This is a genomic window from Thermoclostridium stercorarium subsp. stercorarium DSM 8532 (assembly GCF_000331995.1).
GTDB lineage: Bacteria > Bacillota > Clostridia > DSM-8532 > DSM-8532 > Thermoclostridium > Thermoclostridium stercorarium.
This window is the reverse complement of sequence record NC_020134.1, coordinates 230,319-256,904: the sequence shown is the minus strand read 5'-3', so window position 1 is coordinate 256,904 and position 26,586 is coordinate 230,319. Positions and strand designations below refer to the sequence as shown.

The 26,586-nt window shown below is 42.1% G+C and carries 17 protein-coding genes and 2 pseudogenes; 5 read left to right on the top strand and 14 right to left on the bottom strand.

Going from position 1 to position 26,586, the window contains the following annotated elements; all coding sequences use genetic code 11:
• Positions 1-10 precede the first annotated feature (10 nt).
• Positions 11-952 carry a carbohydrate ABC transporter permease gene (locus CST_RS01080; RefSeq protein WP_015357954.1) on the bottom strand — a complete coding sequence of 314 codons (942 nt, stop codon included), beginning with the start codon at positions 950-952 and terminating at the stop codon, positions 11-13.
• A gap of 105 nt (positions 953-1,057) precedes the next feature.
• The gene (locus tag CST_RS01075) at positions 1,058-2,443 is read right to left on the bottom strand and encodes an ABC transporter substrate-binding protein (protein ID WP_015357953.1); all 1,386 of its coding nucleotides are present in this window, start codon (positions 2,441-2,443) and stop codon (positions 1,058-1,060) included.
• Positions 2,444-2,678: 235 nt separating this feature from the next.
• Here CST_RS01075 and CST_RS13875 point away from each other — a divergent pair.
• Positions 2,679-3,356, top strand: a pseudogene (locus CST_RS13875) (AraC family transcriptional regulator); the annotation flags it as partial.
• A gap of 71 nt (positions 3,357-3,427) precedes the next feature.
• A pseudogene (locus CST_RS13870) lies at positions 3,428-3,544 on the top strand (helix-turn-helix domain-containing protein); the annotation flags it as partial.
• On the opposite strand, the gene CST_RS13690 reads toward CST_RS13870, so the two are convergent.
• The 9 genes from CST_RS13690 to CST_RS01015 form a co-directional block, all read right to left on the bottom strand.
• Positions 3,537-5,075, bottom strand: a complete 1,539-nt coding sequence (locus tag CST_RS13690) for a type 2 periplasmic-binding domain-containing protein (RefSeq protein ID WP_015357951.1) — start codon at positions 5,073-5,075, stop codon at positions 3,537-3,539. The pseudogene CST_RS13870 and the gene CST_RS13690 sit on opposite strands and share 8 nt — an antisense overlap.
• Before the next feature lie 269 nt (positions 5,076-5,344).
• Positions 5,345-6,883 carry an extracellular solute-binding protein gene (locus CST_RS01055; RefSeq protein WP_015357949.1) on the bottom strand — a complete coding sequence of 513 codons (1,539 nt, stop codon included), beginning with the start codon at positions 6,881-6,883 and terminating at the stop codon, positions 5,345-5,347.
• 61 nt (positions 6,884-6,944) lie between these two features.
• Entirely contained in the window at positions 6,945-7,823 is an 879-nt protein-coding gene (locus CST_RS01050) for a carbohydrate ABC transporter permease (RefSeq protein WP_015357948.1), read from the bottom strand.
• 66 nt (positions 7,824-7,889) lie between these two features.
• Positions 7,890-8,840, bottom strand: a complete 951-nt coding sequence (locus CST_RS01045; RefSeq protein ID WP_015357947.1) for an ABC transporter permease — start codon at positions 8,838-8,840, stop codon at positions 7,890-7,892.
• 195 nt (positions 8,841-9,035) lie between these two features.
• Positions 9,036-11,324, bottom strand: coding sequence for a helix-turn-helix domain-containing protein (locus CST_RS01040; RefSeq protein WP_015357946.1), 2,289 nt, complete (start codon positions 11,322-11,324; stop codon positions 9,036-9,038).
• A 297-nt stretch (positions 11,325-11,621) separates the two neighbouring features.
• On the bottom strand, positions 11,622-14,225 hold the full coding sequence (locus tag CST_RS01030) for an exo-rhamnogalacturonan lyase family protein (RefSeq protein WP_015357944.1): 2,604 nt from the start codon (positions 14,223-14,225) through the stop codon (positions 11,622-11,624).
• A 274-nt stretch (positions 14,226-14,499) separates the two neighbouring features.
• Entirely contained in the window at positions 14,500-15,339 is an 840-nt protein-coding gene (locus CST_RS01025; RefSeq protein ID WP_015357943.1) for a carbohydrate ABC transporter permease, read from the bottom strand.
• Between the two features lie 24 nt (positions 15,340-15,363).
• Positions 15,364-16,293 (bottom strand): carbohydrate ABC transporter permease, encoded by a 930-nt coding sequence (locus CST_RS01020; RefSeq protein ID WP_015357942.1) that lies wholly within the window; start codon positions 16,291-16,293, stop codon positions 15,364-15,366.
• 110 nt (positions 16,294-16,403) lie between these two features.
• Positions 16,404-17,765 carry an ABC transporter substrate-binding protein gene (locus tag CST_RS01015; RefSeq protein WP_015357941.1) on the bottom strand — a complete coding sequence of 454 codons (1,362 nt, stop codon included), beginning with the start codon at positions 17,763-17,765 and terminating at the stop codon, positions 16,404-16,406.
• A 302-nt stretch (positions 17,766-18,067) separates the two neighbouring features.
• Between CST_RS01015 and CST_RS01010 the strand changes: the two genes are divergently transcribed.
• Both CST_RS01010 and CST_RS01005 read left to right on the top strand, forming a co-directional pair.
• Positions 18,068-19,879 carry a sensor histidine kinase gene (locus CST_RS01010; protein WP_015357940.1) on the top strand — a complete coding sequence of 604 codons (1,812 nt, stop codon included), beginning with the start codon at positions 18,068-18,070 and terminating at the stop codon, positions 19,877-19,879.
• Between the two features lie 66 nt (positions 19,880-19,945).
• A complete protein-coding gene (locus CST_RS01005; protein WP_015357939.1) occupies positions 19,946-21,589 on the top strand; it encodes a response regulator transcription factor in 1,644 nt (547 codons plus the stop codon).
• 33 nt (positions 21,590-21,622) lie between these two features.
• On the opposite strand, the gene CST_RS01000 is transcribed toward CST_RS01005, so the two are convergent.
• Positions 21,623-23,365 carry an S-layer homology domain-containing protein gene (locus CST_RS01000; RefSeq protein ID WP_015357938.1) on the bottom strand — a complete coding sequence of 581 codons (1,743 nt, stop codon included), beginning with the start codon at positions 23,363-23,365 and terminating at the stop codon, positions 21,623-21,625.
• Positions 23,366-23,591: 226 nt separating this feature from the next.
• On the opposite strand from CST_RS01000, the gene CST_RS00995 reads away from it, so the two are divergent.
• Positions 23,592-24,272, top strand: a complete 681-nt coding sequence (locus CST_RS00995; RefSeq protein ID WP_015357937.1) for a PHP domain-containing protein — start codon at positions 23,592-23,594, stop codon at positions 24,270-24,272.
• Here the strand turns inward: CST_RS00995 and CST_RS00990 are convergent.
• Both CST_RS00990 and CST_RS00985 read right to left on the bottom strand, forming a co-directional pair.
• The gene (locus CST_RS00990; RefSeq protein WP_169315993.1) at positions 24,262-25,401 is read right to left on the bottom strand and encodes a helix-turn-helix domain-containing protein; all 1,140 of its coding nucleotides are present in this window, start codon (positions 25,399-25,401) and stop codon (positions 24,262-24,264) included. The genes CST_RS00995 and CST_RS00990 overlap by 11 nt on opposite strands.
• 61 nt (positions 25,402-25,462) lie before the next feature.
• Complete coding sequence (locus CST_RS00985; protein WP_015357935.1) at positions 25,463-26,497, bottom strand: cache domain-containing protein; 1,035 nt, start codon at positions 26,495-26,497, stop codon at positions 25,463-25,465.
• Positions 26,498-26,586 lie beyond the last annotated feature (89 nt).

Genomic DNA, 26,586 nt, shown 5'->3' with positions numbered 1-26,586 from the left:
CCCTCGTCCTCTATTTGTTTTCGTAATAAACCCATTTATCCTGGGTAGCAAACAGTATCGCCGTCAAAATAGCAACTATGACAATCAATACCCAGGCCATTGCCGAACCGTATCCCATCTGGAATGTTGTGAACGATTTTTCGTACAGGTATACAACATACAGCATCGTTGCATCGTTCGGTCCGCCTCTTGTAATAATATAAGCCTGTGTGAACGCCATAAAACCTGATATCAGCTGATTGACCAGGTTGAAGAAAATAATCGGAGTCAGGCTCGGGAGAGTTATTTTCCAGAATTTCTGCCAGTTGTTGGCTCCGTCAACCGTGGCAGCTTCATACAGGCTGGCGGGAATATCCTTAAGCCCCGCGAGGAAAACCAGCATCGGAGAACCAAATTGCCATACCGCAAGCACGATTATTGTCATAAGCGCAGTATCCTTGCTTGCTATAAAGGAAAACTGTTCCTCCATAAGCCCCAATTTAATCATCAGCTGATTCATAATTCCGCCATATCCCCATAACTGGCGCCAGATAACAGCAACGGCAACAGAACCGCCGATTACCGACGGCAAATAATAAATCGTGCGGTATGCTGCAATAATCCGGCCACCGCCCTTGAACAGCATTGCCACAAGCAACGCAAATATCAGCCTCAGGGGGACATAGATAAATACGTAAACAAAGGTTACTTTCAAAGACTTTATATACCTGGGGTCCATCGTAAACATCCGTTTATAGTTCAAAAGCCCTATCCATTCGGGTGTTCCCAGACCGCTGTATTTCGTGAATGACAAATAAAGGGATGACAGCAGCGGGTAAACGGTAAAAACTAAAAAACCTACAATAAACAAAGAAATGAAAACATAGCCTACGGTATTTTCATGATATATTATGTCACGAAATGAGCGTTTTCTGGCCTTTTTTGCCATCACTTCGGAACTTTTATTTTTCATAAAAGTCTCCTTTCCATGTTTCACAGGGAAAACCGTAATGTCTTCTTTAACGGTAAAGGAACAGTTCAATTGTGCAACTGTTCCTTTACCGTTCTTTTAGCTTGGTTATTTTGCCATTTCAAATTCAATCATTGCCTGTTCGTAGAATATTTCAAAGGCCTGTTCGGGATCCATTCCTTCGTCCACAACGTTCTTCAGCATGTTCTGATACAGCACTATAATAGCTGCATTTGCATTGGGTTCAGGTTTCCATATGTCGTTGGCAATGGGAGCAATTCTTCCGACATAATCGAACACAGCCTTGTCAATTGAATCAGGCTCAAAGGTTGCTGCCAGGGCTTCACGCACCTTGTCGGAAATGGGCACTCCCCGTTCACCCTTCAGCTCATAGTTCATTTCGATGTTGTTAATAAATTCACTGATAAAGAATGCAGCCTGTTCAGGATATTTAGAGTTTGAAGAAACTGAGAAGAACTGTGAGGGTTTCATATACTGCATCTTTTTAGTTGTTTCGCTGGGCAGTGCGACAAGCACGAATTTCTTGCCTGCAGCATTGGAAATCGACTTTGCCTGGTTGGACCAGTTACCCGAATTCATGGCTACCTTTCCCTTTACAATGAGCCCCGATTCAGGACCGTTGACTTCATTCTCTTCACGCACTGCCAAAGGTGCAGTTCTCTTCTTTTCAATATTTTCCTTCTCACGTTTTAATAACTCGACAATAATCTGCTTTCCCGTTTCCTTATCCCAGCCGAAGGATTCCGAACCGTCCTGGTTGTAGAACCACAGCCCCTTTTCACGGAATGCAAACTGAATTTGTTCATTAAATGCGTTTTTGCTGGACTGATCGGCATAGTCTATGCCAAGTTGATCCTTCATTGCCACAAGTTTGTCGCATATCTCCTGATATTCTTTAATTGTCCATGTATCTTCCGGGATTGGTATTCCGGCTTTGTCGAAAATATCTTTGTCAATCATTACGCAATGGGTATTCATTCCGAGGTTTATTGCAACAAGTTTGTCATTAACAATCCCGCCCGACCATGTGGCTTCAGGGCAATTGCTTAAATCTATTACTCCTCTTTCAACATACGGGAATAAATCAATAATCAGGTTATTGTTTGTATAGCTTGTAATATATTTGTAGTCCTGCTGTATAATATCAGGAAGATTTTTTGAAGCAGACATTGCGGCCAGTTTCTCCCAATATGAATCCCACGCGGTGAATTCAGCCGTCAAGGTTATATTAGGATATTTTTTCTCAAAAACATCAATTGCCGCCAGAGTATAATCATGCCTCGTCTGCGAGCCCCACCAGATAATCCTCAGGTTGGCTTTTACATCATATGGCTTACTTCCGCTGCCTGTGCCCGTCTGAGGCGGTGCAGTCGGAGTGACGGTTGTTGACGGAGTCTGCTGTCCCGTCCTTCCGCATGCTGTTAAAGACAATATAACCACTGCAGTAATTAACAAAACAATAAACCTTTTCATAATATCTACCCCCTGTAAAATTTGATTTATTAAATATAACAGAATACAAGAATGAAGGGTCATAAGATTAGTATTCCACGCAAATGAAAAAATATTGTCATTTTGCACAAATTTTTATTATGTATTGATCATTATACAGCAATATTATACAATTATCTCAACGGATATTGCTCAGTTGATTCATCCTTTCAAACAATATTGCTATAAAAATTTTGATTTACAGGAGTTCATTTCCATGGAAGAGATTGTTTATAACGGCAAATTAAAAGGTTTCAGAATAGAACAAATCCGCCGTGATAAGTTCTATTCAATGCCCATAAATCACTTCCATAATTACTACGAAATATATTATTTGCTTTCAGGTCAAAGATATTACTTTATCGGAAGCAGGAATTATTATGTAAAAAAAGGAGACTTGGTGATAGTTGATTCCAATCAGCTCCACAGAACCAGCAATTACGACGATGCGAGACATGAAAGAATACTTCTTGAATTTGAGCCTTCACTTCTTGAAGAAATAAATGTTTTCTTTGATAATAAGTTCATTCAAACATGCGTTTTTAAAAAATCGGGAGTATTGAATCTCGGAGACGAGGATCAGAGAAAAATTGAAGAAATACTTAATTCCGTCATATACGAACTGCAGCGCCAGAAAAGCGGGTATAAAGGTCTCGTAATCGCAAGGCTAATCGAGTTATTTACGTTTATCATAAGAAAAAAGGAAATCCAAAACCGTTCAAATCCCCCGGACGAAAACAGGGTTCCGGTAAACCGGAAAATAGAGGAAATTGCCGATTATATATCATCCCATTATTCCGAAAACATAAGCGTTGACGATTTGTCTGAAATGTTCTATATAAGCAAATATCACCTTTGCCGTACCTTCAAGAAATACACCGGTTTTACGATAAATGAATATATTACCATAAACAGAATTATGCAGGCAAAAAAGCTTCTTACCGAAAGTAATACAATACAAGCGTTTCCGAAATTGCCGAGCAGACCGGATTTCAGAGTCTTACAAATTTCGGAAAGGTTTTTAAACAGTATATGGGGAAAAGGCCTACAGAGTTCAGAAAAGCGTACAGGGAAGTTAATTAACTTTCCCGTAATAGGCGTTTGTGAATTCATCTATCGCCGCTTCGCCGCCGGCCTTCAGCCATTCTTCTATGGCTTTGTTCCACTCGTCTTCGTCTATCTCGCCCATTATAAACTTAAACTGAGCGTCGCTTATGATTTTCTGCAATGTTGTATAATTCGAACTGTACGAACTGGAAAACAACGTTGCGGTTACATCAAAAACCATATTGTTATATGTCCGTCTGTCCATGTTAAGTCTTATTGAAATTTCATCGTCAGCTATAATATACGCTTTTGTGCCTCCTGTGCCCAACTGGCCGATGGGGCTTACCTCACGGTTGAAAACTTCAGGATCAATTGCTTTTGCATACTTGCCTTCCACCAGTTCAAAATGCACACCTTCTATGCCGTTATTTATCAGTATCTGGCCCTCCCTGCTCTGAATAACGTTAAACACGCCCAGTAGTTCATTCAGACGTTCCTCGGTTTTTACCGATTTCTTTGGAAAGGCAAAGCCTCCTGAAATACCCGTTTCTGCAGCTATTCTTTCATTTCCGGTGGCATCTTTCAGAAACGCGTATCCGTAAACATCCTCCCTTTTTACTGACGGATCCTGTTCCTGTTTCGCTTTTAAAACCGGATCCGAAAGAGTGGGCAGCCTGTAAGCAAGCCACAGCCCTGTCTTTTCCTTGTCAACCAGATCGGGAACAATCTGTGTGGTCTTCGTTATTGCAAAATCCCGGTTGATAAGATTCTCCCGGTACATTTTTCTCAGCCATTTCATGGTTTCAAGGTATTCCTCGGTCATAAAGGACGGGACAATTTTATTGTCCTTTATTCCCCATCTGTTAAACCCGCCGAAAGCCACAACAAGGGCATCAAAACAGTCAATTTCATTATTCACTGTCCCCAGTGCAAAACCGATTGTATCTATTTCCGAGTTTCCGTCAAAATCACCTTTCGCAAAGGCTTTTGCCATGTTATAAATACCCTCTATTGTATCGGGTGGTCCAAGGCCAGCCTCTTTAGCCCAATCGGCTCTGTAAACCACCATTTTTCTCTTCAGTTCCCTTTCTCTTGGAAGCATGTAGAGTTTTCCGTTTACCGACGCGTTTTTCAGCAATATCGGATTTATTTCCCTGAGTTCGGAAAAGTTTTGAATACGATCAGTAAGTTCCCAGAACATGCCTGCGTTTACGGCATATAAAAAGGTTGTATTCTTTACATCGGGCACAAGTACCACATCAGGCATGTTATTTGAAGCCATCAGAACATTGAATTTATCATTATATGAAACCATCGGTGTCCATTCCACGATTATATTGGCATTGGCAAGCCTGTTTAATTCCTGGATCACAGGATTGTCTTTTGATGGCATTTCCTCAGCATAGCCTAAGACAATTTTCATCTCCACAGGCTTTTTTTCACTTTCCCCGCTCATATTACCGTTATTATCGTATATATTTGCTTCCCTGCATCCTGGCAAAGAAATGGCCAGCAAAACCACGAAAACAATAAATAATACAGTCCTTTTATTCCTGAAAACCGACATAAAACCCCCTTGGAAAAACACTTTCCATTGTGCTTTTAGGAAAACCAACTCTTTCCGTTTTTCTCAGGTGACCGGGACAAAACAGAAAAAGCAAAACCTGTTAATATTATATGTACTAATAATTATTATATAGCCCTTACATCCAAAAAACAATCCCGGTCCGGTTAAAATACATGCCATCGGCAAAATTTCAGGAGGGATGAAAAATGCTTTGGCAGCGTTTAGGCTGCTGCCAAAGCATTCCATATTTAATCCTGCAGATTAACTTTTTAATTTCCGTGAGCCGCTCTGTACGCCTCAGCATATTCCTCGCAAATCTGCTTACCGCCCTGAGCGTACCATTCCTGAACAACAGCCTTGAATCCGGCTTCATCAAGCTGTCCGGCAATGAACTGGTTCCTTGCGTCGGTAATCATCTGATCCAGCTGAGCACCTTTATTGGCATACGTACTTGAAGTAAGCGGCTCTGCCGGATTTGCAACGCAGTACGGGATATTTTCAAGGATAACCTCTTCACGACGCTTCTGTACGGGTGTCATTTCTTCCATAAGCAGAAGCCCGTCAACCACATTGGTCATAAACTGATTGAATCCTTCCATCGGATCCTGATCAAACTGTCTTCTCTTTACATATCCTTCCTCGGTCAGATCATAGTGTATGCCTTCAACACCAAAGTTGAGGATATTCTGAGCTTCCTTGGTATTGCAAAGATCGAGGAAATTCAGCGCATCCCTCATATCTTCTTCGGTAGGAGCTCCAGCTTTGCTTATTGCTACGAAACCTGCGTGACCGGATGTGGGCAGAATTCTCTTTCCAAAAGGTCCTTCAGGCATTCCCATTACCCATACTATGTCGTCATCCATGCCCATTTCAATGAATTTCTTCTGGAAACGCCATGCCTGGTCGCTAACGTCGATATGAACACCCGATTTCCCGTTCTGGAAGTCCTTCGTCCAGTCGGATGTCTCCAAAGCGGCATAGTCTCTGTTGATTAATCCTTCTTCATAGAGTTTTCTCATATACTTCATGGCTTCCATATACTCAGGAGTATCGAAATCGGGTACAAAAGTTCCGTCATCTTCGACCTTCCACTTGTTCGGCGCGCCCAAAGCTACAGAAATCTGATCCAGCGGCCCGTAGTATTTGCACCAGGTCATACCGTAGGTGTCATTTACATTGTTTCCGTCCGGATCGTTGTAAGTAAATGCCTTAAGAACATTGTACAGGTCGTCCATAGTTTTCGGTTCTTCAAGTCCTAAATTCTCCAGCCAGTCTTTTCTGTAGGATATACCGTTTCTTCCCAGAGGCCTTGCCCTGTAAATTCCGTAAATTCTTCCGTCAATTGAAATGTTATTCATAACAATTTCGTTTGCCTTTGCAAGGTTGGGATATTTTTTGTATTCATCGGTAATATCCCAGAAAGCTCCTGCACGGCAGTAATTTATTACGCTTGCAGTCTTTCCGGTGATTACCACCAGCGCGGGAAGATTTCCTGCCGCCATTCTTGTATTAAGCTGATCCTCATATGCGGAGTTCAGAAGGAATTCCAGTTTAATATCATAACCTGTAAGTTCCTCCAGTGCTAACACGGCAGGTTCATTATCGGCAATCGGTGTTCCGGTAAAAGTAATTGCCAAAATACCGATTTCTTTTTTCTTTTCCGCCGGTTTTGTAGGCTGACTGGTATCGCCCTGTTGTGCCCCCTGTGTCGGCGTGGTGTTCGAATTGCTTGTTTTTGAGCCGGAACATGCCGACAGGGCAAAAATAACGGCCAATACCAGACAAAGAATGCTGATCTTTCTTCTCATCTTTACAACCCTCTCCTTTTATTTTTATTTATTATTTTTCACAGTGCGTTAGGCACTGCTGTTAACCCTTTATAGCTCCAATCATTATTCCTTTTACGAAATGTTTCTGCAGGAACGGATACACGACAAGAATGGGAACTGTACCAAAAACAATTACCGCATTTTTCGAAGCCTCCAGAGGCGGCTGAGTGTATGCTGCGTCAAAAGTCGCACCATCTATATTACCCGCAGCCATAAGAACAATCTGCCTCAGCACCAGTTGCAGCGGCCACTTTTTGTTGTCGGTAATATAAAGAAGGGAACTTCTGTAATCATTCCAGTATCCTACCGCATAAAACAATGTGAATGTGGCAATAACCGGCATCGAGAGCGGAAGCACAATCCTTATGAATGTTCCCAGCGAACTGCAGCCATCGACTCTTGCTGAGTCTTCCAGCTCCTGAGGAAGTTCCTGGAAGAAATTTTTAACAACAAGCAAATTCCATGTACTTATCGCACCCGGCAGTATTAATGCCCAAAATTTGTTTAACATTCCAAGATCCTTGATAACCAGGAATGTCGGAATCATCCCGCCGCCGAAAACCAGTGTAAACGAAATAAGTGAAAGCAGCACCTTCCTGCCTAAGAGATATTTTTTTGACAGCGGATATGCCAGCGTAAGAGTAAGAAACATTGCGGTGGCGGCACCCGTTATCGTGACAAATACCGAAATCATGAAAGCCCTTGGCAGCGTAGGGGATGAAAAAATATATTTATAGGCGGCCAGTTGAACATTCCTGGGTATGATGTAAAACGGTCTTTCAAGTATCTCCTTTTCAGATGAAAAGGAGCAGGCCAGCACGTACAGGAAAGGAAGTATTGCCGTACAGGCAAAAAGCCCCAGGAATGTATAGTTAAAAACGTCAAAGATTCTTGAAAGCAGCGACTTTTTATATTTCATTTCAGATCACCTTTCAGCGTCAGATTATATTATACGTATTTTTTACTGTGTCATTGGATGCATACTTTACAGAATTCCCGATTCGCCGACCTTTTTTGCAAGCCAGTTTGCCGAATAAATAAGTATGATACCTATAACTCCTTTAAACAAACCCACGGCGGTGGAATAACTGAACGCACCTTTAGTAATACCTATTATATATACATAAGTGTCAAACACTTCGGATACTTTTCTGTTCAGTGAATTGCTCATGAGGAATATCTGGTCGAACCCGTTGTCCAGGATATGCCCGAGCCTTAATATTAAAAGCGTTACAACCGTGCTTCTGATAGCCGGTAAAGTAATATGCCATAACTGTCTGAATCTGTTTGCGCCGTCTATAATAGCAGCTTCATACAATTGTGGATCAACATTTGACAAAGCAGCCAAATAAATTATCGTACCGAAACCGGTCTCTTTCCATATCGTCTGCCCTACTATCATAGCTCTGAAATATCTACTGTCGGTAAGGAATGGTATCGTACTTTCGCGCCCCATCTGGATCATATATTTGTTAATTACTCCCTGCGAGTTGAATATTGTGTATGTCAGGCTCGCAATTATAACCCACGAAATGAAGTGAGGTATGTAAACCAGCGTCTGAATGGTTCTCTTATACCATTCCTTCCTTACCTCATTGAGCATCAGAGCCATAATGATCGGAGCAGGAAATCCGAAAATCAGGTTATAAAAAGATATAATAAGTGTATTTGACAAAAGCCGTTTAAAATCAGGATTGGAAAAAAATTCACTAAAATGCTTGAAACCAACCCATGGGCTGTCGAAAAAACCCAGGTACGCGTTATAGTCCTTAAAGGCAATCAATATACCCCACATCGGCAAATACTTAAATATGATATAGTGCAATACGCCGGGAATTAACAGAATGTAAAGCCAGATATCCTTTTTTATCATGGTAAGTATTTTCTTCGGTTTGCTTCCTTTTTTCCCGGCCACCTGTAACGACGTTCCGTTCAAATAAATCTCCTCCCGATAATGTAAAATGTTTTTTTGAAAACTCAAGCCACATTTTCATTTTAAAGTCGGGGGAGATTAAATTCTATAGTCAGAAGGGATACTAATAAAATAAAACGGTGAAATGCCTTCAACACCTGCATTTCAATGTATTTTAAAATAACAATTGCATTGAATAGTCATTTTAGCGACAAAGGGTTATTTATTTAATTCTCTGTATTTTCCCGGGGTCATACCGGTATATTTTTTGAAAAATCTTATAAAGTTTTCCGCATTTTTGTATTTAAGTTTTTCAGCGATATCAGATATTTTCATGTCAGTTTCAATCAGCCATTTTTTAGCCATGTCAATTCTGTACTGAGCCAAATATTCACTGAACACTATGCCCGCTTCGTTTTTCAGTATCCGTCTTATATAGCTTGGATGGTAATTAAGCCTCGCCGCGCAATCCTCAAGGGTAAGTTCGGTATGGAACTCTTCGTGAATTATATTCAGCACCTGTTCAACTATCTTCTTGTATTGATTTTTATCAGACTGCTCAATATTCCCGATAACAGGCACAATTATTTCCTCAAAAAACCACCTTTCAATCTCGCCTGCAGTTTTTAACGCAAACAACTGTTCATACGGCGATATACCGTCTTTAACGACAACATCATATGACTGTCCGTTGTCTTTAAGAATTTGCAGCAAATCGGTCAAAAGACGCACAAGAGACGTCTGATATTCATGTCTTGACGCTTCGACCATAAATATCCTGTCAATAAACTGGTGCAATAATTCTTTTGCCTTGTCAGAAGAGCAGCTTTTCACTGCATTAAGCAGCTCCTCCTCAAGTTTTTCGGGGAATACGGGTTTCAGACTGCTTGAATTCCGAATGTCATGATAAAATATGATGGCTCCGTAACCAAGACTGATTTGGTGTTTCAAAGCTTCAATGCATTCGTAGTAAGCCTTGCTTATATCTCCGTAACCGGTAACAGGATCGCTTATGCCTATGCTTACCGAAAGATTTAGCGTCTTTTTTACGGTATCCCGAATTTTTTCGGTAGCCGAGAACGCAATTTCCTTCATGTTTCCGGTATCATTACTTACCTTTATTATTGTAACCTGATATTCCTCAACCACAATTGGTTTCAGTACGATTATACTCTCAAGAATTTCACCCACTATATTATTAACGGCAAACAGCATTAAATCCATGTCTTCTTTCTGATAAATAGTGCCTTCAAATGTATCAATCCTCGCTACAAGAACACAAACGGGTTCGGTCAGCACCGGAAATCCGTATAATTTGATCCTTGATTCTATAAAATCCCTGTCCAGGTCGCGAAGAATAAGCTGGAGAATAAAATACTCCTTCAACTGATCGGACTGTATAGACAACTGCTTATTCAGCCTGTAATTATCCTTCATCAGGAAATTCAGGCGTTCCTCAATAAGGCTGAATTCATCCCGATTTCTGCCGGCCGGGTCCTTTCTGTCAGGTACTTTCACAACCATGTTGTAAAGTTTCTGAATAGGCTTATAAAAGCGGTCTGAAATAAAAAACGCCGCCACATTGACCACTACTATGACCGTAAGACAGGCAATAAATGTAAACCAGACTATCGCCCTCGAGTCTTTGGATATCTCGGCAATGGATGTAATTGAAAGATATACCCAATTATTGTATGAGGATTTAAGATAGTTAATGCTGTATTTCACATTGTCCATCTCAATTGTAAACCTTCCCTGGTCACCTGCCTGTTCCCTTGCCTTCCGGTAATAAACCACGTCATTATAGTCCTTCCCCACCTCTTCCTTGTCATTATGAGCGATTACAAGGCCATCTGCGCTTATTACCATCACTTTTCCCAGCTCTATGTTTTCAGATATCAGGTTTGAGAACTGGCCGTAGGGAATTTTCATAATGGCCATACATGACGGCTTTTCGGTAAAAAAAGGCCATTTTTTCACCAGCCACACACATTCTCCTGAACTTTCATCCCCGGTATTGCCTAAGCCTATACTGAGATCACCAATCCAGAAAGATGTGCCTGGTTTTCTTACCAGCTCCTCCAGAAAACTTTTATCCTGATAATCTTCAAGTCTGTATATTCCGCTGTTATCAATAACCCAGTTTTTTTCAAGATTTACAAAGCAAATTTCGCTTGCTCCCAGACTGTATGTTGGAAGGTTGTTAATAGCGTCTTCAACGGTATTGAAAATATAAAAATTCTCTCCCTGCAGCTCTACGTGCAAACTGGATTTAACGGCAGGAGTTTCAACAAACTGAGCCAGAATATGGTCGGCTGTATAAAGGAGCTGCTCCACCGACATCCTAACCTGAACAAGATTTCTCATATTCCCCTCATTAACCTTGTCCTGAACCGATTTCGAACCCCTGTATGTAGAGAAGCCTCCGACAATAATGGCGGGTATTGTGCCAAGAAGTATGCAGATTATCACAAGCCGTGCTTTAACGGTTGAAGCGGATAGTTTCATTAATTACCCTCCAGCCCTCTATGGATAATTTAAAAATTCTAACAGCGGACGGAATTAAGCATAAAACGGTATATGGTCTTATTTCAGGGCGGGGAAGCATCTTCCCCGCCTGTTTTGAAAAAAAGGGCATCCGTTTCATTTTCAGTGAACGCTTTTTCCCTGACGCCTTCCTAATTCATATGTATTATATCATGAAATATGTATTAAAAGAACGATAATCTCTTCATTCCGTTATGTTTTTTGCTCTTATGCATTTGACCGTCCTGATCTGAAAATCTACAGGTAAACGCCGGAGGATTAATTAACGTTGTTTTCATATGATTTAACCTTTGATACGAAATCGTCCGTCAAACAGTCTCCCGCAAGTTCCAGACATACAATAAGGTTCAGCGCCCACTGGGCTATTGTATTGGTTGAAATCCATGGGATCTCATGAATTTCTTTAAAATATTTATTTTTTCCAACTTCATACTTTTCTATCCTGTAAGGCGTATGGTGGCCACTGCCCTTACCTGACAAAATTTCCCATACTTTTTTCCCAAGTTCACGATCTTTCCTTTTTCTTGCGGCATATGCAAGCAGGGAGGCCGAAAATATCGGAAAGGCAAAGCCATTACCACTTACCGCTCCACTGGTTCGTTCAGTTTTTTCCTCAGCGGAAAGGGTGTAAAATTCCCCATACTCGGCAAGCATTTCATCCCATTCCTGATCCTGAATTAAGTCAGACAACTCCAGCCATATTTGCGCTCCTCCCATACACAGTACCAAATGGGATCCTGTACCCCGTTCCTCCCCCGGGTATATTAATTCTCCCGTTTCGGGATTATATCCGAAAACCGTTCCTCCGTATAAACGGTACGGCATTTTCTTCAGGCAGCTGATACCCGTCAGAATTTTATCCCTGTAGTGCGTATCCTCATAACGTTCCCACTGGGTCAACCAGTTTGAACAAAAAGCCGCCCAGTCCGGCCCTGTCCTTACATGAGTGGGATAATTCTCCCTGGGGTAATATGCCCTCAAAGGATCCAAACTGATATAAGCAAAATCCGCATCTTTGACCTCGTCAAGGACATCCCCCGTTCGTTCGTCACAGGTAAGATAAAAATAAAACCGATGATGCCCCGCCATACTGATTCTTGCCTCTTTGCATCCGCATCCCCAGTGAACGACATTATGCCTTGATCCCAAACCTTTATATTCACCGATATGGTATGTATCCACATCCATCGTGTGCCGGCTCATTGCTTCAGCCATGCGGAAAATATCGCTTCTTCCTGTCCTGAGGAAACTGTACCACAGCCAGTAAGTCGGCACAAGCTCGGTATTCTGCCATGCATATCCTCCCATATCATATTTCCATGTATGCCGGACGGCATCATACGTATGCATGAAATCCCCATAATTCCAGAATCCATACCATTTACGCTGTTCAACCTCTTCTTTGTAAAATTCAATTGCCCGGTCCAGCTGGTTTTCAATGAAAGACTTTGCCTTCGAAGAATGATCCACAAGGCTCCATACGCCGAACGCCTTTACTTTGTGGTAATATTCGGGAGCACAGACAAAAAGCCCGGGCGAAGAAAGCAAGGAGGCCAGTTCCGACAGCTCGGTGTAATTCGGAGTTTTTTCATACGGCTGAATAAGAATTTCACTGGTATTCGCAATGCCGTACGGCGTACTCCTAAGTTCTTCCGAACCTTCATAATGGCTTTCCACATGAGTCACCGTGTCATAGTGCCGCAGGTCCATTGGCTGCGCATCATATGACCAGAACCATAACGTTAAGGCCGCAGTATCTTTTTTCATGCCGTGTATCTCAATTGACGCAGGATACTTCTGCCAGAAATTGCGTATTCCCGCGGCCAGGCCTCCGCTTTCCCCTCCCGCATATGCAACGCCCGCTGATCTGTGACCGGTGCCTGCATGTATCCAGCAGCAGCCTTCCTGTGTCCTTTTTTCAATCATATAGGTATCACTTGTAATCTGAACCAGTTTGAAACCATCCCACGCTGCAATTGCTTCGGTACTGTTCTTTATTTCCGGATTATCCTCCAGAGATATGATTTCCCCCCGTATCTGCCTTCTGTAAATTTCTTCCGGAATTCTCGGTCTCCACGTGGATAAGAGCTGTATGGCTTCAGAAAAGAAACCTGTATCCCCAGCCAGCCTTACATGCCGGTTATAGTACTCGCCTTTCAGCGGGACATCAAAAGTCATCCCCAGGCCTTTAATAAAATCTTTATCCTTGTCGCCGTCAAAAACAAAGCTGTGAACAATTCGTACCGAACTTTGGCTTTTGTAGAAGTATAAACGAACGGTAAAAGGAAGCCAGCGCCGTGTTCCCGTCAATGATCTGTGCTTTCCTGAAATTTTAACAACGCAGCGTATCGGCCCTTTTTGTTCCAAAATTACTTCTTCAACAAAACTTTCAAATTTTTCTTCACGAAAATGCATATTCCCGGGGCTTCCTTCTCTTTCTTCACGGATACAGACAAGAACGCCGTTTTCGCAATAAACATGCCCGCCCATTGAAATTGAATGGATTATACTGGATCCGAATTTGTTAACCCGGCAGGTGATTGAACCTGTATCAATTACAAAACCGGTATCGGTTTCCTGAATTCGTATACCGTCATGTATATTTTCATAATTCCCTTTTTTAAGATACAGACGTTTAACATTCTGTTTTAAAGAGACTGCATGTCCCGTCCACTTCACCGTTCCGTCGGGCCAGTACGCCACAGGCCAGCTTTGAACGGGAATCTGCTCGCCTGTCTCTGTTTCGAGGACAAACTCTTCATTTTTCTCTAAAACGCCTTTTGCCCACGGCACTCCCCAGGTAACCCCCTGGGAAGTAGCCCGGTTCTCTTCAAGCCACCGTAATTCTATTCTGTCATCCATTAGTAATCACTCCTGTCAAAAAATAAGCATGTTTTAGGCGTGTATATAAAAGTTTGAGGAGACAGTATCACCCATCCCCTCAAACTTAACATATATTCATTATATACTTATTTTCTCATTTTAATTATATGTTTCGGTGAATTTTTCGATCACTTTATCGCCGCCCGCTTTTCTCCATTCTTCTATGGCTTTCTGGGGCTTCTCTTCGTCAGCCTTCACTGCGTCCATTCAATCCTTAAAACCGGTGTCTGGCCAATATCTACAGAATAACCTTTTATCCCTTTATACCGGTGGAGGCAATACCCTCAACAAAATATTTCTGAAGGCAAAGAAATACGATTATTACAGGAATAAGCGACATTACCGAACCTGCCATTATCAGCCCGTACTCGGATGAATACTGGTTTATGAACATTTTAAGGCCAAGCTGAATGGTTTTCTTATTCTGCGACTTCAGGTAAATCAGCGGACCCAGGTAGTCATTCCATGTAGCCACGAAAGTAAATATGGTCAATGTCGCAATTGCCGGTTTTGACAGTGGAAGCATAATTCTCAGGTATATACCGTATTCGCTCATTCCGTCTATTCTTGCAGCTTCGCATAAAGAATCGGGAATGGTCAGATAAAACTGCCTCATTAAAAACACGCCGAATGCCGAAAAAGCCTGCAGACACACAATCGCAAGCAGCCGGTCGTTAAGCCCGAAACTTCTCATCATGAGAAACTGCGGCACCATATACACCTGCCACGGCATTGCAATGGTCGAAACATACGCGAAAAAGAGTTTGTTTCTCAATTTGAAATCAAGTTTTGCAAAGGCATAAGCGGCAAAACTGCTGGTCAAAATCTGTAACGCCGTTACGACAATAGTCAGGATTACGGTATTCTGAACATATTTGAAAAAAGGTACCTTAGTCCATATGTCAACATAATTCTTCCACCTCGGGTTTTTGGGGATCCATACGAACGGGTTCATGTTAAAAACTTCCCTGTCCAGCTTCACTGATGAGGAAAGCATCCAGAGAAACGGCAGGATCATTATCGCAGACATAATAAGCAGAATAAAATAAAGTACGCTTTTTTTCAGAATTTCCAGTTTCCTTTTTGATCTCATCCGTCATTACCCCTTGATATCTCATTATTCGTTCGCATAATTTTCCTGTATCTTAAACTGAATAAGGGTTACCGAGAAAACCAGAACAAACAGAACCATTGCAACGGCGCTGGAATAGCCGAGTTTCCAGAAATTAAACGCGTTCTGGTAAATATAATACACCAATACCATTGCCGATACCGACAGCGTATTTTGGCTTCCACCCGCAAGCATTATGGCTATGTCGTAAATTTTAAAGCAGTTTATAGTAAGCATTACCGTAACCAAAAATGTTGTAGGCTTTAATGCGGGAAGGGTAATATACCGGAATCTCTGCCATGCATTTGCCCCGTCTATTGTACCTGCCTCATACAGTTCTTTAGGGATGGTTTGCAGCCCTGCCAGGAACATTACCATGTAATACCCCATAAACCTCCACACACTGAACAAAATCAGCATCAGCAGTACGAGATTGCCCGCAAACCAGTTGGGCAGTTTTTCTTTGGGTATTTTAAAGACATAGTAAAGTATTGCATTCACCGGTCCTTTTGACGCATGGAAAACCATCGTCCATACCGAAGTAACCGCAACAAGTGAAGCTACATACGGAAAAAAGCCCAATGTCCTGAAAAAAGCACGTCCTTTAATATTCTGATTCAGCACCACCGCCAGCAGAAGCGAAGTAACAAGGGTCAGCGGCACAGTCCCGATACTGTAGATAATCGTGTTTTTCAATGACGCTAAAAAGAATTTGTCCTTTACCAGGGCTTTAAAATTCTCCAGACCTACAAATTTTATAGGGTTGTTTCCGTCCCATTCCAGAAAAGCGAGCAAAAACGCAAACATCATGGGAACAAGGGTAAATACCGCAAATCCTATAAAATTCGGAGCTATAAAGGAATAGGCTATCAGATTCTTTTTGATATTTCTTTTTTTCTGGGACTTTCTGAGCATCTCCGCCGCTTTCGCATCCATTCCGAATTCTCCTCCTGTACCCGAATTTTACGGAATAAAGCCGGCTTTTACACCGGCTTTACCCCTCATCAGCATCAACGGATTTTTATATATCAGGTGTCCGGCCGTATTTACTTCTTCAGCTTCGCAACTTCCTCGTTCATTGCTTTAATACCGTCTTCAACCGAAATTTCGCCGCTCATAATCATCTTATGGTATGTATCAAGAATTGCATTTATTTCAGAAACATTCGGTGCGTACGGAACCTCAAGATAGAGGTTTGTTACTTCCAGGGCTTCCTTACTCTGTTCATCCTGCGGGAATCCGTCAAGGTTTGCAATTATTGATTTTGCCTCATCGGTCATAAGGGCCGGGAAGTTTCCTGTTTCCGCCAGAATCGCAGCGCCTTCAGGACCGCTTACCCATTTGATGAAATCAAAGGCTTCCTGTTTGTGCTGTGAAACGGCTGTCACCGAAAGGCCTGTGATTGTGCCAAGCGTTGAACCGGGCTCAACACCTTCGGCATGAGGATATTTTACAATTCCCCAGTTGCCGCACAGTTCGGGATCGTAATCGCCTTTTTTAAGCCCGCTAATCAGAGTTGAAATAAACCATGAACCCATATTCATCATTGCCACGTTACCATTTGTAAATGCCGCAGAATAATGCAACCCTTCGGTGCTGACGTCGGTATACGACATCGCAACTCCGTCTTTCATCTGATTCAGTACCATGTTGTAATAGGGTTCAAAGAATGAATAATCGGAATCCAAAATCGAATGTTTGCCGTCAAGAATACCAAACAACTGAACGGTACTTCTCCATGTATGATAATGTGCCCCGTATACCTCATTGCCGAAAGTGGTGTCGGTTACTTTTCTTGCAAGAGCATCGTATTCCTCAAAGGTCATGTCGTTTGTCGGGTATTCCACTCCTGCGCGGTCAAAAATGTCCTTGTTGTAATATATTACCCAGAAATCCTTTCTGAAAGGCATTTCATACAGTTTGCCGTCTACGGTTATCTGATCAATAACATTCCCGTACTCCGACAGGTCAATACCTGCAGCTTCAATGTAAGGATCCAGTACTTCAAGGGTATTCTTCTGAACCAGGGTTGCGTATCCCGGAACGTCCTTGATTGTTACGACGTCAAACTGGCTGCCGCTGCCGGAAAGTTCTGCCGCCAGAACAGTCATATAATCGGTAGAACCCAGGTCTGTATACTCAATGGTTACATTGGGTTTTACCTTTTTATACTCTTCAATCAGCGCAGCCCAGTACGGCGTTGATTCGTAGTCCCAAAGCGCCCATTTAAGTGTTACCTTTTCGCCTGAAGTTTCGGAATTTTGTTTTTCCGAACTACCCGTTTCCGAAGCCGGTGCAGTTGTAGGGCTAACGGTTCCGGAGCCTGTTCTGTTGGATGAATTGCAGCCCGCAAGCATTGCAACTGCGAGAGTCAGACAGAGAATAACAATAATACTTTTGCTTCTCATACCGTGATCCTCCCTTTTAAAAACATTTTTAAATTGACAGACCATGCTTTTCCGACAATTTCAATATAAACCACCGGGGTGCGCAGGAAAATGGCATATATTATAATTTCATTTCCTATTTCATAATTTTTTTATACCTGCTTCTTTGCGAAACACCATTGAACATGCAAAATTTTATACCGTTTATATACAATTTTAATTTAACGCCCATTTTATGCTATAATAATCTTAACTGCATTTTGGCTGAACAACGAAGGCATAAACGAATCATACGGTAAATTTAGACTGTCGGGGAAAGAAAAATGAAACCGCTTATCAAAACCATCAAGGGTAAAATTATTATTTCAACCCTTTTGTTTTCCTTTGCTCTCTCATCCTTTATCGCAGGCATAAGTTACAAGGTTTATGACGACTATCTGCGTAACAATCTGATACATTCTGCAGAACTCAGTCTTCAGGTAATTGCCGATACAATAAACAACGATCTGAAAAACATTTTTTCCCTGGCTGATTGGTGTCAGGCAAACACTACCATAGGGGAATTCGCAATGTACGGTTCAAAAAACGCGAAGCAGAAAATAACGGTCTATGAATACCTTAACCAGCAGTACAATACAAACGATTCGTCCGAATACATTCAGAGGGTGTTGGTGGCGAGCAATAAAAAAGAGTTTGTCCAGGTTGTAACAATCAGACATTCAAGTGTTGTGGACGTATTTGACGTGGTCGAAAACCTGGATTATTTTGAGGCGGCGCTTAACAGCAATCCCTACAGTTTCAGTACAGGGTTTGTATACGATCCGTTTAAAATCAAAAACAGACTTACCATACTTCCGCTCATTCGTCCGATATACAGCCTTTATGATTCCAGTATTGCGGGCTGGGTGTTTGTCTGCATATCTCCTGAGCTGTTTTCCAATGCCATTGAATTGTATCATCACAGTGATACCGAATCAATATACCTGACCCTGTCGGGAAACACATACTTATACAAAGATGGCTCCTTCATCCTGACAGACTTCAGACCGGAATTTTTTGAAAGTAACAGTAACAGAAACATTACAACATTATTTAATAATACCCTGTTGAATGTCAGACACAAACAAAAGGTTTTCTACGTTACACGACCGCTTAATTATGCAGATTGCTATATAACCCGTGAGATTGACGTCAGGGAACTTTTTTCACAGACTAAATTTTTTATCGGGATTATAATTCTAATTTCGTTATTCATAGTTCTTGCTGGCTTTTTTATGTCGCTGATTCTCAATAAAATGGTAAACACCCCTGTCAGCAAATTAAAGAAGACCATGGCAAAAATCGGGCGGGGCGATTTTTCAAAAGACAAAACAATTGAATGGGAAAACGAATTCGGGGAAATAGGCCGTGGAATTAACAAACTGGCCGAAAGCATCAATAACTTAATGAATACGAGACTTGAAATGGAAAAACAGAAAAGAGACTATGAATACCAGATGCTGCAAAGCCAGATTAACCCCCATTTCCTCTACAATACCCTGATGTCCATAAAATGGATGGCAACCGTACAGAACGCGCCCGGAATTGCCGAAATGGTAACTGCCCTATCAAGGCTTTTAAAGAACATATCCAAAGGAACCAAACAGTTTGTTCCCCTTTCCGAAGAACTGAACCTTTTGATGGATTATTATACAATAATGAAATACCGCTATGGCGGAGCAATAACCATTGATATAAAAAACGACGATGAAAAACTCCTGAACTGCGGAATTCTTAGGTTTACGCTGCAGCCAATCGTGGAAAATGCCATATTTCATGGAATTGAGCCCAAAGGCGCTGCAGGAAACATAAGTATTCATATATTCAGGAATGATTCGGGGGATCTTCAGATAGACATTACCGATGACGGCATCGGCATGGACGACGAAATGATAAAAACGGTGTTAACCGACAAATCGGAAATCAAATCGGGTTTTTTCAGGAAGATCGGTATTTCCAACGTGCATAACAGGATAAGGCTTGAATTCGGTGAAAAATACGGGTTATCAATTAAAAGCAGAAAAGGCAGTTTCACAACGGTGACAATCCTCCTTCCCTGTATCCCCTGCGCCGGAGAAACAAAGCCTGATATATAAAAATATTTTGAGTTTGCAAAATTAACATGAAAATTTTAAAATTATCAGGAAAGGATTAAAATCAAAATGATTCGTTTACTGATTGTGGATGATGAACCTCTGGTTCAAATAGGAATAAAGTCAATGCTGGACTGGGCGGAGCTGGGGATTGAAATATGCGGAACTGCATCCAACGGAAGGGACGCACTGAATCTTATCGAAAAACTTTCCCCGCATATTATCATAACCGATCTTAAAATGCCTATTATGGACGGTCTTGAACTAATGAAGGAATGCCAGAAAAAATACGGTCGTCTGCCGCTGTTTATAGTCCTTACCAGCTACGAAGAATTTCATCTGGCAAGAGAGGCTTTATCCCTTCATGCCGTGGATTATCTGGTGAAATTTGAACTTACCGAGGAAAACCTCAAGGCAAGCATTAATACAGCTATACAGTTACTGGATGAAGTAATACGCAGCTCGCAATACCAGGTCCAGCCGGTTCCCGTTGAAACGCTGCTTTTTCACGAGCGCTTTTTTATCATGCTTCTGAATAACCTGTTTGAAAGCGAAGAACAGTTCAGACTGCAGGCCCAAATCCTTTCACTGGACTTTAATGCGGCAGGCTATATTGCATCGTATATGGAAATATCCGGTCAAAAAACTCATTCAATGGATACACGGCAGCAACTTAATTTTTATTCAAGCACGTTGCAAATGGTGAAAACCCTTTTGCCGAAATATATCAACTGCTATATCACGGCGCTGGATATTAAACATTTCGCGATCATATTCCTTATACCTGAAAACAAAATCTCCGATTATGTGGCATTTATTAGCAATTCTGTAAAAAACACCATGGAAATGCTTAATAATTATTATGGCGCGTCAATACACGGCTCAGTTGGAAGATTTGTGGAGAATCCGCTGGATATTTCCGCTTCATTTATGGATGCCAGGCAGATTTTCAGCATGTCTTCACCGGATAGGCCGCTGTGCTTTTTTGACGAACTGGATCTTAAGAATCCGGTTAAAAACATTTTCAATATATCAATATTTAAAAACGATATAGTTTCGGCATATGAGGAATTTGATCCCGACCGTTTAAGAAAGGTTTTTTCTTCCATTCAGGAACTGTTCCGGGAGCATCCTTCCTATTTTCTCCAGGCGCTGGACGCGGCGAGCAATATCCTGTACCTGTCCATTTCGCTGCTTCCCGACGGCGAAGAACTTGTATCCGGGATTTTCAAGGATCACCCGCAGAATTACAGGTGCCTTTTTACACTGAATACGACAGAACAAATCCTGCAGTGGCTTAACACCCTTTTTGAAGGTCTTTATTCATACTTCACATCAAAAAAGAAAGATTACAAAAACCGAATTGTGTTAAACGCAAAACAGTATATCAGAAATAATTACACGAAAAAGCTTACCCTTAACGAAGTGGCGGCTGCACTTGGCATAAGTCCCGGTTATCTCAGCCTTTTGTTCAAGAAATATTCCGACTGCGGTTTTATTGATTACGTAAACCAGGTAAAAATTCAGGAAGCAAAAAGGCTAATGACCGAAAAGGACATGAAAATATATGAAGTGGCCAATTTCCTCGGTTTTGACAATGCCTTTTACTTCAGCAAGGTGTTCAAAAAAGTCGAAGGTTGTTCCCCCACCGCGTACAAAGCCAAACACACAAAATCGGGAGACGGTTTATCCGTCTCCCCGCCAACCGATTAAAGCAGTTAATCCGGATAAAAGGCATGCAAGCCCTCAAACAGCAAGTATGAGCCTGACCGGCACATCGGTATATCCGTCTTTTTTCAGGTAACCGTCAATATATACCACACCGCCCCCGACCAAACTTCTTATTGTTCCAAGGGAAACACTTTCGGCCCCTATCAATGACTTAACGGTAATATCCGAAACATTCTCAATAATTTCTGCGTTAACGCCGGTTCCGTTGGTACTGAGACTGATGCCGTTCACCGCAGTCAGTGTTAAAACGACATCCTGTGGCTCTGCTTCTATCTTTGCGGAAAACAATTGCGTATTGTCGTCGTATGACTTTAAAGAAAATTCTGCAACATATAATCCGTTTTTCTTTGTTATATTTTCCGCGGTTAATGTCTTAAATCCTTCCCCGGTTTTGATCGTAACGGAAACGGATTTAGGTACAATCGCAACGGGTGCAGGTGCAGGCTCACTCTCCGGAACATAGTCGCCTACTACTTCATTTCCTCCCACTCGTGCGGTAAACCCTTTGTACACCGTAAAATTCTCAGGTACAATGTCAAGAATTACATGATCGGCTTTTACCACCGCATTCTTTACAGTACCATTACCGCTTATTCCAGCAGCGGTGTCAAACAATACGGTATTCACCACGGTGCCTTCGTCAAGTTCAATTACCGAGCCGGTGGCATCATTTTCCATATTCAATGTGCCAATGGTGCCGTTTTTTAATTTCAATTTTGAGCCTGAAGCAGTTACTGAAACTTCATCGAAATCCCCGTCAAGAACAACTTCCTCACCGGGATCTGCGGAAATAACCTCCACTTTTCCAAAGCCTTCGGATGTTAAATCTTTTTCCTCAAGATTAACACCGCTTAAAACCTGTGTATTATTCACAACGGTATTGCCTGCGGCAACAATCCTCACTTTGCCGTCATATTTAAGTACATACAGATTTCCGTCAACAACGGTATCCTTAAGCTTTATGCTGTTTTCACCGCCGCCGTAAACCAGAATATCCCCATGTACCGTAACATTGTCCAGTGTAACATTACCGTCGCCAATACCTTCCGCAAGGTACAGAGTTCCTTTTACGGTCATTCCCTTTAATGTGACATCACCGGTATTTACAAGCAGATTTTCTGAAATGTCACCTGAATACTCCCCGGAATTATTCACAATATCATCCAGAATATTGTCAATAATTTTCAGGGCTTCGGCACGTGTAATGTAATCCAGCGGAGCAAATCTGTTTCCCGGCCGTCCTGTTACATATCCCTTTTCGGTCAGCGCACTTACCGCATCCTTTGCCCATGTCGCAATAAGTCCGGCATCGGAAAATTTATCAGCCGCGTTTTTATTTTTCACCTGCAGTCTGAACGCCCGGTATATCATTACAGCGGCCTCCTGCCTTGTTATGCTGTTCTTCGGCGCGAATTTTCCGTTTCCGACTCCCGTTGTCACTCCCGCAGCAACAGCCTTCGCAACATGCTCAGCATACCATTCGGTCTCGGGAACATCAACGAACTCCTCACTGGATTTGTTAACATACTTCATCACATTGCCTACAATGGTAACAAATTCTGCTCTTGTAATGTTCGCATCAGGCCTGAAGGTATCGTCGGGCAAACCTTTTACAACTTCCTTTCCCGCCCACTTGCTGACTACGTCTTCAGCCCAGTGCCCCGACATGTCGGAGAAGGCAAATGAATTTAACATAAGACCCGGAAATAAGCAAAAGACAAGACTCATAAGCACCGCCTTTTTGAACCTTTGCCGCATAGGCACTCCCCCCTGGTTACATTAAGTTCATATTAGATTATGTAATATAACACAAAATGGTTAAATTATGTAAATTAAATCAGTTTAATTTTACCACACAGTATATATAAAATCAATATTGCCGGTCGGTGATACCGGTTACTCTTGTTTTAAACCGGCCGCCGGTGGTAGAATTAGTGGTGAAATTACGTTGGCTGGCTTACAGTAAACTGAAAAGGAGATTTTTATGCACCTGTACAGATATGATATTCACACTCATACGTCAGAGGTAAGCAAATGCGCCGCCATTTCGCCTGAAGAACTGGTCCGTTTTTATAAAAACATGGGATTTGCCGGTATTTGTATAACCGATCATTTTTTTAACGGAAATACCACCGTTCCCGGCGATCTTCCGTGGAATGTGAGGGTTGAACTCTTTTGCAGAGGGTTTGAAAAAGCCCGTGCAGAAGGCGAAAAAATGGACTTTGACGTGTTTTTCGGCTGGGAATATTCATACAGGGGAACCGATTTCCTGACATTCGGGCTTGACAAGGAATGGCTGCTGAATCATCCAGACCTGCTGAGCCTTAATGTAAATGACTACTGTGATCTTGTACACAGCGAAGGCGGGTTTATTGTTCAGGCCCACCCGTTCCGCGAAGCCGATTATATATCCATGATCAGGCTTCTGCCCCGGAAAGTAGATGCGGTTGAAATTATCAACGGCGGAAACAACGATTTTGAAAACCGGTGCGCAGATAAATATGCGGATATGTATAACCTGATTAAGGTCGCGGGTTCCGATACCCATTCGGATAAAGTGAAAAAACTTGCCGGAATACAACTGAACAGGCGCCTGAAAGACATAAACGACATGATATCCGCGATTAAAAACGGGGAAACCCGCACTTTCTCCATCACTTTGTAGACGCGTTTTTCACCAGCATTCTGTATTTTGCTGGAGTCATCCCCATATGCTGTTTGAAGCGACGAATAAAACTGGAAGCGTCATAATACCCCACCGACGTTCCTATTTCCTGAATGGACATGTCGGTTTTTGAAAGAAGTTCTTTGGCTTTTTCCATACGCAGAAGCATAAGGTATTCAGACGGGTACATACCCGTCTGCTCTTTATATTTCTGCGACAGGGCTGCGGCGCTCATACCGTAAATTTCGGCTATAGTTCCAATACTTAGCCCGGGATCGGTATAATTTTCGCGAATATAGTCAGTTATCCTGCCAATCACCGGGTTCTCATTGGGCATGTTCTGTTCTTCCCTTCGCAGAATATCATTGCATAACTGCTGCAGTATTTCGGTTAAGTCTGAAACCTTTCTGCATCTTGACAGTTCGAAAATGTCATAATACCTGATTGAATTTTCCGAAACATCTCCGTAGCTCAGATACTTGTTCAGCAGCATACTTACAATTTCGTTGTAAATAATGCGGAACGCGAACAGCGAGAATTTTTTAGTCTTAAGAATCCGGAACAATTCGTTAATTCTGTCATGGAGCGCCTTTGCATCGCCGGCGTAAAGGGCTCTCCGGAAACCTTCCAGGTAATTTTCGGTGAACGGCTCAATATCCTTTGCGGCAGAACTGACATCCGAAAACCGCAGAATATTTTCATCTCCCATGACAAAACGGTTGTCATAGGCCGTGCTTGCTTCAAGATAAGCATTTGTGGCCTCCGAAAAATCAACATGAATATTGCTTACGGCCATAACCGCCTCATTATCAAGGGAAGACAGAAAGGCTTTTGCATTGTCAAGCCAGCTTTCCAGTTTATTTCGTTCGTTTGCAAACAATATAAACAAATACTGCTCATGGTCAAAAATTTCGGTTCCATAACCCGTTACGCCGCTTTTGTAATTCAGCGTCGAATTTAAATGTTCAAGGGCTCTTTTTTCAGGAGGCAGCGCAGATGTAATTGAAATGCAGTAAAAGGCCATGTCTATGTCCATTCCAAGGGCCGACGCAGTATCCACAGCCTGTCTGCGGGCGGGGAAACGGCATTTTACAAATCTTTTCACAAAGTCTGCCCTGCATACGCCCATGCTTTCATCAAGGCGCGTGTGCAATGCTTTGTTCTCGCCCTTTAACGTTTCTATTCCCTTTTTAATTGCGCTGAATCCGTCTTCCGCCGTTATATCCCCCCCCGATGCTTTTCTGTATTTCCCTTATCGGCTTTACATGCCTGTTGGCAAAGTAAACCGTCAGAAGACCGCATGGCACGCTTAACATCAGAAGAAACAGAGAAAACGCAAGACGGGAACGGGCAGTTTGCATCTGGACGGTTTCATGCGGTATGACCGACACATAACACAAATTCAGAAGTTTTCCACGCTGCGCAAAAAGAATGTACTTCGACCCGTCCTGTAAAACAATATCGCGGATTATTGAATCCTCCGTTTCCGAAATTTCTTTCAGAATAACTTCATCGGGTATGTTTATTGCCCTTTTCGCAGAAATTACAGTCTTTCCGGAAAAAATATACATGTTCCGCTCCTGGGATATTTCATCGGTAAACATTTTCTGATACGCAACATCATTTATAATGAAAACAGCATTACCGACAATGAATCTTCCGCCGAGGCGAAGAGGGATAATAATTGTAACCATGTTTTTATTGGTGTCGCTGGTAAGAACACTCCTGACGCCTGTGGCAGGCAGTATGCAAATCTCCCCGTCTTTTTTTCTCAGAAGGCTGTTTAAATAATCCGCCGGAATCCCTTCGTAATGCATCAGCTTTTCCGTAAAAATGTCCATCGACATTGATGTGCCGGAAGAGTACAGATATTCATCGTCGTGAAAAACAACATAGAGCTGATCAAAAAAGTTTTCCGCATTGTAAGAAACAAGATGTTCCTTTAAATAATACGCCTTCAGCGCATTTTCTTTCAGCTTAAACGGAGTAATATACGGTGAAAGGCTTATCTGATTGGCTATATTAATCAATGCGGACAGCTTTTCCTCATGCTGTATTCTAAGAGAACTGAGCCTGTTTGTGTTTTCCTCCACAATACTTTCATGAATAGCCGATGCATAGCTGTTGTTCACATATATCCCCACACCGATAAACAGCACAGCCATGACGGCAGCGTATGAAACAATATAGCTTAACAGGATGGAACGACCGAAAATCTTTCTCATTTTACACTCCCGTATGCTTTTTAATATTATCAGGCTGCAGTTTATTCGGAAGTAATATAACAAAACCGCAGAACAGACAAGCCGTACTG